The following is a 12,326-nucleotide window of genomic DNA, read 5'->3' as shown; positions in this document are numbered from 1 at the left end:
GCTAATAACTTCAAACTTGTTTGTTAACTTCCTGCTATTTGCATTTCATTAATAATAATTGAACCGGTACGAATGCTGCCACGCATATCGGTATCGTTACCTATTGCGACAATACCTGAAAACATATCCTGTAGTTTACCGGCGATGGTAATTTCATCAACTGGATAAGCGATTTCACCATTTTCAACCCAAAAACCTGCCGCACCTCTTGAATAATCGCCCGTAACTACATTAACACCTTGGCCCATCAGTTCAGTGACTAATAAGCCCGTGCCTAAAGTTTTTAACATAGCATCAAAATCACCGCCTTTGCCATCACCTTGCATACCAAGCTGCCAGTTATGAATTCCGCCGGCATGACCCGTTGTTTGAAGGCCCATTTTACGTGCTGAATAACTGGTTAAAAGGTAAGTAGCTAAACGACCATCGGTAATAATTTCACGATCAATAGTCGCAACACCTTCAGCATCAAATGCGCCACTAGCTAAGGCTTTTTTCAAATGAGGACGTTCGCTAATACTTAAAAATTCAGGGAAAACTTGTTTGCCTATTGAATCCATTAAAAATGACGATTTACGATATAAGTTGCCGCCACTAATCGCAGCGATAAAATGCCCAAAAAGTGTATTAGCAATATCAGCACGAAACATAACAGGTACTTTAGTGGTTGCTAATTTACGCGCACCTAATCTTGATAATGCTTCGATAGAAGCTTGCTGGCCTATTTTAGCGGCACTTTCCATGGCATTAAATTCGCGACTAACGGTATAAGCATAATCGCGCTGCATGTCATCACCTTCATTGGCGATCATCACACAACTTAAGCTGTGACGGGTACTTGGATAGCCAACGATTTGCCCATGGCTATTACCGTAAACTTTAAAACCTTCAAAACTTGCTAAGGTTGCACCATCTGAATTAGTAATGCGTTTGTCATAAGCTAAAGCGGTATCTTCACATTCTTTCGCTAAGCTAATCGCTTGCTCTGTGGTTAACTCTTGCGGGTGATATAAATCCAAATCTGGCGGATTCATGGCTAAGAGTTCTTTATCAGCCATGCCTGAGCATTCGTCAACTGAAGTATATTTTGCGATATTAACCGCCGCTTCAATCGCTTGCTTTAAGGCTTTCTCAGATAAATCCGCTGTTGAAGCACTACCTTTACGACCACCTTTATAAACAGTAATCCCTAAACCACCATCATTAGTGAATTCAACATTTTCAACTTCACCTAGGCGTGTACTCACACTCAAGCCTTGTTGACGACTCATTGCTACTTCAGCACCATCGGCTCCCAGTGATTTAGCCATAGACATGGCGTCATTTACACGCTTTTTAACGTGTTCTATTTGCATTTGGATACTATCAGAATCGCTCATAGGTAAATTATTTCTCATATTTTATCGATACAAACTACAGGAATGTTTTTGCTGCTCCTGCTTTGTTGTATACTATAGGTAATTATCACTTTAATACTTAACATTATGCCCCACTCTGCTAACGATATCGATGAATTAGAAGAAGAATTACTAAGTAAGTCGGAAATAAAACGCGAAATGCATCGACTGCAAGATTTTGGTCTTGTCCTCGTCAAAATGTCGAAACATCAACGCAGCAAGTTACCTTTATCTGATGATTTGAAAGCCGCAATGTTATTAGCGGACAAAATTACCAATAAGCATGAGGCTTTACGTCGCCATGTTCGCCACATTGCCAAAATATTAGCTGAAACAGATCTTGAGCCAATAAAACAAGCAATGGATGTTATGGCAAATAAACATCAGCAAGAGTCTGTTAAGTTTGAAAAACTTGAAAACATGCGTGATGAGCTTATCGCACAAGGCAACGAACCTATTGAAGCATTACTCGCTGAATTTACTAGCATGGAAAGACAAAAGCTTAGGCAGCTAGTGCGCCAGGCGAAAAAAGAGCACAAAGCAGAAAAAGTGGGTAAGCATTACCGTGATTTATTTGCTTATTTGAAAGAACACGTAGTTTTTTAAAACAATATAAATGCCAAAACAATGTAAAAAACGCCTTGATATCATCAAATATCAAGGCGTTTTTGTTTTTAAATCTTGGTCATTATAAAATACTGTACTTACTAAATACTTTATAAAGCTCTGTACCTTGATTTACACTCGCCGAGGCAAAGTGCAAAATAGGAATAACACTGTGATCTAAGTTGATATAGTGCAAAGGGTCGCCGTCACCGTAATTGTCCATGCGAAGAATCCGCGCTAAAGGTTCACCCGCAGGTAAAGGCTTTCCAAATTCAGCGAGATAATCCACCATACCGCCCATTGGCGAATACAGCGCTTTGTAGTCCTCTAATAAACAACTATATCTTGTCATGGCTTTGGGCTGATATTGCTCAGTATTAATGACACCTTGGTATTGTAAATAACTTAAAATACCTAACGCATCTTCATGGGCAACATCTAAATCAATTTGCTCTTGTGAACCAAGCTCTACCGTAAAGCTCTCTTTAATAATCGCGTTTACTCCCTGATTAGAATCCGTTTTCGTGATCGGAAAATCTCGACCTAACTCAGCAAGTTTTGACTGTAAATACCACCAAGGACAAAAGGTGGCTTCATCCAGTGCGCCATCAAAGCCATTTGGTATAAATAGCACATGGGGAATATCAAAATACTCAGCACTTGCTCTGGCGTAATCAGGGCAATACAAGTGCTTACTTGATATTGGCCCGGTATGTAGATCTAAGACAAGATCGGCTTGATGCGCTAACAACTGCAGTTGATATGCAATACGTTGACCTGTCGTAATTCCGTATACCGTGTGATTGAGTTTTTGTGATACTTGTTCAACCATTAACGCTTGAAAAGCTTGCGCTATTTCGACATTTGACTGAGTTAAATGCGCTTGAGCAAACGGCTCAATAATACTTTCGTCAAAATGGTACATACGATTCCAGTTTACCCCGGTAATGGGGTCAAACCGTCCTAGCGTATACTCTCCATTTTTATGATTGCACCCGACAGGATTTGCATAAGGCACAAGTGTAATACTGCCTTTTAATTCAATGTTTTTTAACAACTCTAACAGCTGAAAAATAACCGCATTACCTTGTACTTCTGCACCATGCATATTGGCTTGAATATACACGTTAGGCCCTTGGTCGCTACCTTTAATGCGATAAACGGGTACCGTAAGTGCTGCCCCACTGGCCATTTCACCGACATGCATGACCTCTTTGCTAATTAAATTCATAGTTAACCTTAAGTTAGGTGTTGACCATACTAACGTAAATACCAAGTAGCCGGTTGAGCTACACGTATTTGCTCAATTTTACCTTGTTCAATAACATATTCAGCCGCTATTGGATGACAAAGGAAAAATGGCATACTTTCAGTAAACCCATAAGCGCCGGCTAAACCAAAAATTAATTGGTCATCAATGCCCACATCATTAGCTATTGCCAAAGTTCCTAGTTTATCTAAACTGGTACAAAGCGGCCCGTGTAAATCAAAAGCACTAGGGCTTGCTGTTGATTCTCGAACCATAGCCACAGGAAACGGTTGTTCAGTAATAGCAGGGCGAATTAAATGGTTAATACCACCAGCAAGTACTAATTGCTGTTGCTCGAAATTTTGTTTTCGATCAACCACTGAAGTAACGTAATAACCCATTTCTGCAACCGCAAAACGCCCTAACTCTAACCAAAGTTCGCTTACACCAGCACGTTTTTTTATTTTTGCTAAATCAGCAACTATTTGCTCCCAACTTAAGTTTTGCCCAGTTTGCAAATAATCTACGCCTAAGCCACCACCTAAATCTAGCACTTCAAGCGTCATTTCTAATTGCTCTGCCAGCGATAATAAAGGAGTAACCATTTGCGACCACAGTTCGAACATGCGCTCGTTACTCAACATATTTCCCCATTGGAAAATATGCAAGCCATTGATATTTAATGCCGGAAAGTCGGTCACTTTGATGGTTTGCCACTCTTGACAAGATAAACCAAAGGCGGTGACTTCATTACCACCTAATGGATTTTTCTCACCTTCAGCCCACTGTAATTGAACTCTAAGTAACACTTGGGGTTGGCAAGATAGTTCGCTGGCCGCTTCGTTCAGCCATTGCAATTGGTTCAAGCTTTCAACAACAAAAGTATTAACCCCTTGCGTTAAGAATGCTTTCATTTGTTGCTTTGACTTTGCCGGTCCCGTATTAAGTATTCTGTCAGCCGAAACCTTTTGTGCCAATACTTGACTAAGCTCGCCTTGACTTGCAACGTCAAAATTAAAACCTTGTTGTGCTAAGGTCGAAATTACACGAGACAGTGGATTAGCTTTTACCGCAAACCAAAGTTTAATCACATCTTGTTGCATCAACCCTGACAAGTGCTGCGCTAGATAATCTAAATCGTAGAGAAAAAAACCAACTTCATCTTCAATGAGCTCAGCACCGCTTTGCTGAGTTTGCTGATACGCGATAAGTGATTTAATGACAGACTTTCTCAGCCAATTTGGCCGAGTTGCTGTGTTTAACATTGCAGACATTTTTAGTTCCTAGCGCAATACAGATTCAAGCTCTAAAGCTGCATTACTTTTTTCATCACGATACTTAATAATTAACGCACAAGCCATGTTAAGCCCTTGTTGCTCAGCCCAACCCCCTTTAACAGGTCGCGTACCTGGCACAACTACCGCATTTTCAGGAATATCAGCACCTTTCTCTAACATCAGATTGTTTACACAATCATACACTGGCACTGAAGCTGATAAAGATACGCCTGGTGCTAACACCGCACCTTTTTTCACTACGATACCTTCAACAATAATTACGCCAGCACTTAAAAAGGCATTATCTTCAATGATTACTGGACTAGCACCAATAGGTTCAAGTACTCCACCAATTTGTACCGCCGCAGAAACATGCACATTTTTACCTATTTGCGCACATGAACCGATTAATGCATGGCTATCAACCATGGTGCCAGTATCTACAAATGCTCCAACGTTAATATAAGCTGGCGGCATAATAATTACGCCAGGCGCAACATAAGCACCACGACGAACTGACGAACCACCCGGCACCATTCTTACTTGGTCGGCGACGGTAAATTCACGCGCAGGTAAATTATGTTTATCAACAAAGCCTTTGTATGCTCCGTCAAACTCGATATTTTCTCCTGCTTTAAATGCCGCTAAAATTGCTTCTTTTACGTCGGTATTTACTTGCCAAGAGCCATCGTTATTTTGTTGTGCTGATCTAGTTTTACCTGTTTCTAAGTCTGCTAATGTTTGTTGCCAGTTCATGAATTTACTTCTCGTAAGTTAGTGGGGGTTGAATAATGTAGTTCGGTTACACTGCAAATGCTTTCGATTGAGTGTACATGGGCTAAAGGATGATTAGCGTTGGCCTCAAGCCATTGTTGAATTGTTTGATGTACTTCAAGCAAGGCACTTTTCTCAGCAATTTCTTTATGAGATAAAGGTAAGCGTAATTGCGCACTGCTGATTGATTTAAGTTCAGCCATTAACACCTTTACAGGAATAGGGCTTGCCACCTGAAATAGTGCGGCGATTGCTTTATGCCAAAGCGGGAAAAGTCCCTCATTTTGATGTGCTAATGCCATCGCTACATATTGTCGAGTTGCCATTGGCCAAACGTTCGCACATACAGACACTAAACCCTTAACCTTAGCGCCGGCAAGATAAGGCATCATGGCATCTTCGCCACTATATAATGCTAGCTCAGGACAATGTTCTTTATAGGCGAGTAACTTATGAAGGTCACCACTGGCTTCTTTTAATGCCCAGCAATTTTTATGACTTTGTAATGCTTGCAGTGTCGAAATTGAAATTTCCACACCACTACGCGAAGGCACGTTATAAAGCATACAAGGAAAGTTAGCCGCATCAAGTAGGCTGTTAAACCATAACCTTTGTCCGACAGGACCTGGTTTTGCATAAATAGGGCTACCAAGCAAATAAGCATCTATTGGCAAGGAATTACACTTGGCAATCCAAGCAAGTTGCTCCTTTAGGTTATAACCCCCAACGGCAACCATGATCGGCACTTGTAACGCCATAGCGCAAACGTATTCAACAATACTTAAATGCTCTGTCGCGGTTAATGCCAGCCCTTCACCTGTGCTGCCAAGTAATAAAATGCCATTTTGGGCAGAGTTTTGCTGTAAAACTAGTTTGTGTAAACTGTCGTAGTCAATTTCGTCATTATCAAATAATGGCGTTATGAGTGCAGTCCAAACCAAAGGTTGATCTGATGTTTGTGGGTTTTCTTTCGAATTGTTTTGATTCATTTCTCTCGAACTCTTGTCGCTCGGAGAACTTATAGGCGCTTGTAGAGGCAAAATTTCAAGGACGAAATTTGGCCTTAACAAAGGCCAGAAGCTCTCCACCTATTAGGTGACAGTTGCAAGGATTCAACCTAGTATTCAACGAACTCAATTTGTTCGGAAAATAAAAAACTTAATCATGAATAAAAACAATTAAGCCTTAACAACCGATAATTACATCATCAAAAATATAATTACCTCGGCGTTATACCCCCTCATTATTGCTCATTAGAGTTTGATCTCTTCACAATAATTACCTGGCTAACGCTCCTCTTCTGGCCCTATATTAGTGATAATTAACCTTTGATGATTAATCTCACTGGAATAAGGGACTGCAATATTAAAACATTTAAATATAAGTACAGTCAATAGAGCTCTACGTCTATATTAACAATTAAATTTAACTAACCTGAACTCTGGATAATGAGTGCTTGATACACAAGTGAATCAAAAGCTTAGCTAGTAAAGTAAATACTATAGCAAGGTGAACATCACGAATAGCCACCATCAATGCTTCATTTTTGCCTTGGAAATCGGTTAAAAGGGAGCATTGAGCAAGTGCTGCTTATCCAAGTTCAGGTTAATTATCTCGGAGGTAATTTATTTCCTTCTCCAAGGCTGGAATTCTATCTTGTCCCCAATAACTAACATTCCCATAACTAAAACTAGGCACGCCCCATAGGTTAAGATTGGTTAAATCAATTTGGTTTAAGTCTGCCCACTGCTGCCAGTCATGCTGCGCTTGAAAAGCATAGGCATCTTCGATATTTAGCGATAATTCTTTAAAAATATCTTCAAGGTTTTCATGATTTGCTAAGTCGATACCTTTAACATAAATCGCTTTAAAACAAGCCAACATATACTCTACAGCTTTACCTTGTTGCTGCGCCCAAGCAAATAAACGATAAGCATTTATAACACCAACCCCCAAGGGGTCTGTAAACCCAGTAAACTCAATGCCTAGCTTTTTGGCTTCACGAAAAGCATCAAGGTAGATATATTTTTGCTTAACAACCGGCATAGGCGCTCCGCGCATTAATAGCGGTAAAATAGGCTTAATAACGAGTTCAACCTGACATTGCTCAGCTAGCGCAATGGCTTTAACAAAGCCTAAATAGGAGTAAGGACTTCGCAAAGACAAATATATCACTATCGGTGCAACCGATTCAGTTACAGCTTTACTCGCATGCATATCCACTATTTTATCTGGGAAGGATGGTGGTTTAACAGCGTAACTTAGGGGTTGTGTTGTCATGAACACTTCACTTAATTCATCTATTAATAGCAGTTCTTTTAACACGCGCTCAAAGTGATATAAACGCTCAACCCCTACATACCAAGTGCCTGCAAAAAAAATGCTTGCTGGGGCGTAATGCCCTTTTGCTTTTAAGCGAAGTTGGTTTTTAACTTGATGATTAATAGTCGGGGTTGAGGTTTGAAAGTGCTCTTCGAACTTATTACCCCAAGTATTTATAAAGATTTGCTCTGCATTGGCGATATTATTAACTTGTAATTGCCAAGCCTGTTGACCTGTGGTTAAAGAAGCCGATGTAGGCTCGTCTTTAATTTCAATTAAGTTAAATTGTGCTGCGGTTAAATTAGCATCTTTAATTGCCCATTGACGATATAGTTTTGGACAAATAGTAATGCCGGGTAAAGTTCCCCAAATAAAAAGCACTTTAAACTTAAGATGATAATTCGTTTCTAAACGAGATAGCATCTGCACTAGCATAAAGCTATGTGGATCATTTAATGAAAGATAAACTTCCGCTTTTGATTTTCGACCTAAAAAACGTCCAATTAAAAAATAACGAAAAATCAATATTTTTGTTCGGTAAAGGCTTTGTAACCATTTTATTTTTAGTCGCAATAACATTTTATTAAAAATAGTTAATTCCCTATGGACTAATGATGGCGAGATAATTTTATTCGCGTAGAATGCGCCGCATTATGACATATTAATTTTAGCGAGATAAATGAATTATACTTAAATCAGTATGATTCATTTCGATATGTTTCATTTAACTTAGTTTTATTAGCTTAGCTTTAATGACTGAGCTTCATTGAGATAATTTTGTTTACACAGCCAGGCCTTGCTTTAAAAGGCTAAGCTCAAACAATAACAATACTTTCACCAAAATGGGTAATTTAATGGCTACGAGTAACATTAATCAATTATTAATGCGCAATATTGACGGTTTATCAGCAACAAGACCTCTTTTGGTTAATATTGAAGACCACGGTTTTATTACCCAATACCTTAACCACTACAGCAAGGCAAGTATTGATAGTTACCACACAAACTATGCCCAATATAAAGCTTATCAGCAATTAAATAATGCCAAGATTAGTGCGCACTTTTGTGTTGAATATATCGCCAAGCACAAACACGACATGGCGATAATTCATTTCCCTAAAAGTAAGGCTGAGTTTGCTTTTACCCTAGCAATGCTAGCGAATTCAATGACTGAAGATGCCACTATCGTTATTGTTGGTGAAAATAAAGGCGGTGTTAAATCTGCTGATAAACTAGGCACAGATTATCTTGATTATTGCAATAAAGCCGATGCTGCCCGACATTGTTTAATGTATATTGCTAAGTTTAAAGCGTCACTACCAAGTTTCGATCTGCAAAGCTTTTATAAATACTATTCAATTCAGGTACAAGATAAAACCTTAAAAATAGCCGCATTACCAGGTGTGTTTAGTCAAAATTCTCTAGATATTGGTACCGAAGTTTTACTGGAAAATTTACCTGAAGTAATCAACGGCAAAGTATTGGATTTTGGTTGTGGCGCAGGGGTAATTGCAGCCTATATCGGTACCGTGCATCCAACAACACAACTCACCTTAGTTGATGTTAGTGCCTTGGCATTACACTCGGCACAAACAACCTTAAGTTTGAACCAATTAAGTGGTGAATATATTGCTTCAAATAGCTTATCTGATGTTAAAAATAGCTATGACTTTGTGATTTCAAACCCTCCTTTTCACCAAGGGGTAAAAACACATTATGCTGCAACAGAGCAGTTTTTATCTGAGATCAAGCAAAACCTATCCAGCAAAGGCAGTATTACTGTTGTCGCAAATAGTTTTCTAAAGTATTTACCCATTATGGAGAAAGCAATAGGCGACACAAAAACCTTAATTATTAAAAAAGGTTTTGCTGTTTATCAATGCTATTTAAACACTAAAAAATAAAATAACTCTGACAAAATGATTGTTGAAAGCAATAAGGTTTTCTACAATCAATTTATTACCATCATAATTGAGTAAAGTACTGCATGCCAATAACCCAACCTGTTTGGTCTATTCGTCGAATCTGCCTGATATTTATCATAGGTGCTATCTCACTATTGTCTATTTTAAGCATTACCATAGTAAGCATAAAGTATAACAATAGTTTTAAAGCCAACTCAGTTTCACAGATCAAACATTGGGCAGATGTTCTCGGTAATGAAAGTATTACCTATATTATTAATGCTAAGCGTCAGGCTTTACTTGATAACTTCACTCTACCTGCTCATGTGCCCAATTTAAATTATCTTCATATTTACAAATTAGGTAACCAGGATGAAAAGCCGACGCTTTTTTATAGTTATAAGCGTAATCAACAACGCACGGCCATTGCAGAAAAATCTAGCAGTATTATCAATTTACAAACGCCAAAATATACGGATACATACTTAGAGTATATGCAACCGATTAAAGTAGAAAACACAAAAATTGGTTATATATACCTACAAAGCAATAATGAAAGTATGACTCAGATCAGAGATCAGTTAATCATTATTAGCTTTATTGTTGTGTGTATCGTTGCTTTAATCGCCGTTTTTATAGCGCTTCGGCTTGAGCGTTATCTAAGCGCTCCCTTTTATTCGTTAGCTAGCACAGTACAACAAGCTTCACGACAAAGAAATTTCTTACAAGCTTGTAAAGCTATGCCTTATCGCGAAGCTGATATTCTATCGCGCAATATCAATATTCTTTTTTCACGTATGGAAAAAAGAATATTGCAGCTAGATACCGCCGAGCAACAAAGTTTAGAGCACTCACAAGAACTTGAAAACAAGATAAATAAACGTACTCAAGCGTTAAAAGAATCGAATCAAGAATTGCTTTCTACTCTTGAAAAGCTACACCAGTTTCAAAGTCAGCTCGTTGAAAGTGAAAAAATGGCTTCTCTTGGCGATATGGTTGCTGGCGTTGCCCATGAAGTAAACACCCCCATTGGCCTTGGTGTAACTGCTTCTACCCTCTTAGCGGATAGATTAGATGAAATTAAAACCGCTTTTGACAACAAAACATTAAAATCTAGCCAACTTAAGAAGTTTTTGAATGACGGTTCTGAGAATATTGCCATTATCTATCGCAACCTTAATCGCGCTGCCGATCTTATTTCCAGCTTTAAAAAAGTAGCGGTTGACCAATCAAGTGAAGACACGCGAACGTTTAACGTAAAAGAGTTATTAAATGAAGTACTGCTAACTTTGAGGCCACAATTACATAGCTTGCCTTATATCATTGATATTGATTGCCCTGACAGTTTAAATATTACGAGTAAACCTGGACCTATTAATCAAATATTAATTAATTTGATTATGAACTCTGTTATACATGGTTTTGAAGGCAAAGATCAGGGACGTATTTCGATCACTGTTATGTCTTTAAGTAATCAGCTCAACATTCTTTTTAAAGATGATGGTGTCGGTGTAAATGAATCTATCAAACATAAAGTGTTCGAACCATTTACGACAACTAAGCGTGGTGAAGGTGGAAGTGGATTAGGCATGCACTTGGTTTATAACTTAGTTACTCAAGCACTTGGCGGCTCAATATTACTGAACAGTGAATTAAATCAAGGTGTGAGTATTGAAATAAATTTTCCGTTTAATTAATGCTTAATAGTTTTAAATGAATGGTAATTGGTATTTACAATAATATTACATTTAGCGCGCACCTTTACTAAATTTAACCAGAACCAGGCCAAAAATAAGCCTAAGCTAAATCTATATTAATGTTACCTACTCAACGCATACTTGGCGATAAAAACCTCCTTATTGTTATGCTATTGATTGTTTTTTAACACTAGCTTCTATACCATTAGCGTCTATAACATTAGTCGATATTTTATTGCTTTTTGGTGGTTGATGAGTACAAGCTTGGAATATAAAACCCCTTAAAATCAATCAGAATACGAGTTTATTCTGACAGAACTGGACAAAGAACATGCAAAAACCTCATATCTTAATCGTAGAAGACGAAGACGTAACACGCTTTAACCTGCGAAATCTATTTGAAGCTGAAGGTTATACAGTGTCAGAAGCAGTAGACGGTGATAGCATGGAGCGCGCCCTAAAAAGTAATATCATTAATTTAGTCATTTTAGATATTAATTTGCCAGGAAAAAATGGCCTTTTACTCGCGCGTGAATTAACCCGCAATAATAACTTAGGTTTAATTTTCCTAACCGGTCGCGATAGTGATATAGACAAAGTTTTAGGCTTAGAAATAGGCGCCGATGATTACCTAACTAAACCTTTTAACCCTCGAGAATTAACTATTCGAGCACGAAATATATTAAATCGAATGTCATCAAGCCAAAGTGAAGGTAATAACGCCATTGTAAGTTTTAATCAATGGTCGCTTGACGGTAACTCACGAAAAATTACTACGCCAGATAATACGGTAATCTCGATTCCTCGTGGCGAATATAGAGCTCTTCGTTTACTTATAGCGAATGCGGGAAAAATTGTTACTCGACAGCAATTAATTAAAGAAATGACAGGTAGAGATTTACGTGAAAATGACCGAACGGTTGATGTTACTATTCGACGCCTTCGTAAGCACTTTGAATCAGTTGAAAACGCTCAGGAATTAATCAACACAATTCATGGCGAAGGTTACCGTTTTATTGGACAAATAGATTAAGCGGCTTTGAGCAGGGTATTAAGTACCCTGCTAGTACAAACTTAAATTTAAGTCTCAGGAAAACCAC

The 12,326-nt window shown here is 38.4% G+C and carries 10 protein-coding genes and 1 riboswitch; of the genes, 4 read left to right on the top strand and 6 right to left on the bottom strand.

Going from position 1 to position 12,326, the window contains the following annotated elements:
- Positions 1–23: 23 nt before the first annotated feature.
- Positions 24–1,379, bottom strand: a complete 1,356-nt coding sequence (gene pmbA / locus B6A32_RS01700; protein WP_085301521.1) for a metalloprotease PmbA — start codon at positions 1,377–1,379, stop codon at positions 24–26.
- 105 nt (positions 1,380–1,484) lie between these two features.
- Here pmbA and yjgA point away from each other — a divergent pair, with 105 nt between their 5' ends.
- The gene (yjgA, locus tag B6A32_RS01695; RefSeq protein WP_085301024.1) at positions 1,485–2,003 is read left to right on the top strand and encodes a ribosome biogenesis factor YjgA; all 519 of its coding nucleotides are present in this window, start codon (positions 1,485–1,487) and stop codon (positions 2,001–2,003) included.
- Between the two features lie 82 nt (positions 2,004–2,085).
- Here yjgA and B6A32_RS01690 read toward each other — a convergent pair whose 3' ends face one another.
- The 5 genes from B6A32_RS01690 to B6A32_RS01670 form a co-directional block, all read right to left on the bottom strand.
- Complete coding sequence (locus B6A32_RS01690; protein WP_085301023.1) at positions 2,086–3,234, bottom strand: succinylglutamate desuccinylase/aspartoacylase family protein; 1,149 nt, start codon at positions 3,232–3,234, stop codon at positions 2,086–2,088.
- Positions 3,235–3,263: 29 nt separating this feature from the next.
- Positions 3,264–4,526, bottom strand: coding sequence for a PLP-dependent decarboxylase (locus B6A32_RS01685; RefSeq protein WP_233131292.1), 1,263 nt, complete (start codon positions 4,524–4,526; stop codon positions 3,264–3,266).
- A gap of 9 nt (positions 4,527–4,535) precedes the next feature.
- Entirely contained in the window at positions 4,536–5,285 is a 750-nt protein-coding gene (locus B6A32_RS01680) for a 2,3,4,5-tetrahydropyridine-2,6-dicarboxylate N-succinyltransferase (protein WP_085301022.1), read from the bottom strand.
- Complete coding sequence (dapA, locus tag B6A32_RS01675; RefSeq protein ID WP_085301021.1) at positions 5,282–6,292, bottom strand: 4-hydroxy-tetrahydrodipicolinate synthase; 1,011 nt, start codon at positions 6,290–6,292, stop codon at positions 5,282–5,284. Before dapA ends, B6A32_RS01680 begins: the two co-directional genes overlap by 4 nt.
- 80 nt (positions 6,293–6,372) lie before the next feature.
- Positions 6,373–6,611: riboswitch (Lysine riboswitch) on the bottom strand.
- Positions 6,612–6,908: 297 nt separating this feature from the next.
- Positions 6,909–8,150, bottom strand: coding sequence for a DsbA family protein (locus B6A32_RS01670; RefSeq protein ID WP_158088437.1), 1,242 nt, complete (start codon positions 8,148–8,150; stop codon positions 6,909–6,911).
- 329 nt (positions 8,151–8,479) lie between these two features.
- Here B6A32_RS01670 and B6A32_RS01665 point away from each other — a divergent pair, with 329 nt between their 5' ends.
- The 3 genes from B6A32_RS01665 to arcA all read left to right on the top strand — a co-directional run bounded on the left by B6A32_RS01665 (position 8,480) and on the right by arcA (position 12,259).
- Positions 8,480–9,529 carry a methyltransferase gene (locus tag B6A32_RS01665; RefSeq protein WP_233131291.1) on the top strand — a complete coding sequence of 350 codons (1,050 nt, stop codon included), beginning with the start codon at positions 8,480–8,482 and terminating at the stop codon, positions 9,527–9,529.
- An 83-nt stretch (positions 9,530–9,612) separates the two neighbouring features.
- Positions 9,613–11,226, top strand: a complete 1,614-nt coding sequence (locus B6A32_RS01660; RefSeq protein ID WP_085301019.1) for a sensor histidine kinase — start codon at positions 9,613–9,615, stop codon at positions 11,224–11,226.
- A gap of 331 nt (positions 11,227–11,557) precedes the next feature.
- The gene (arcA, locus tag B6A32_RS01655; RefSeq protein WP_085301018.1) at positions 11,558–12,259 is read left to right on the top strand and encodes a two-component system response regulator ArcA; all 702 of its coding nucleotides are present in this window, start codon (positions 11,558–11,560) and stop codon (positions 12,257–12,259) included.
- The last annotated feature ends 67 nt before the right edge of the window (positions 12,260–12,326 follow it).

Origin of the sequence: Colwellia polaris, assembly GCF_002104515.1 — a bacterium.
Lineage (GTDB): Bacteria > Pseudomonadota > Gammaproteobacteria > Enterobacterales > Alteromonadaceae > Cognaticolwellia > Cognaticolwellia polaris.
This window is presented reverse-complemented; position numbering and strand designations above follow the sequence as displayed.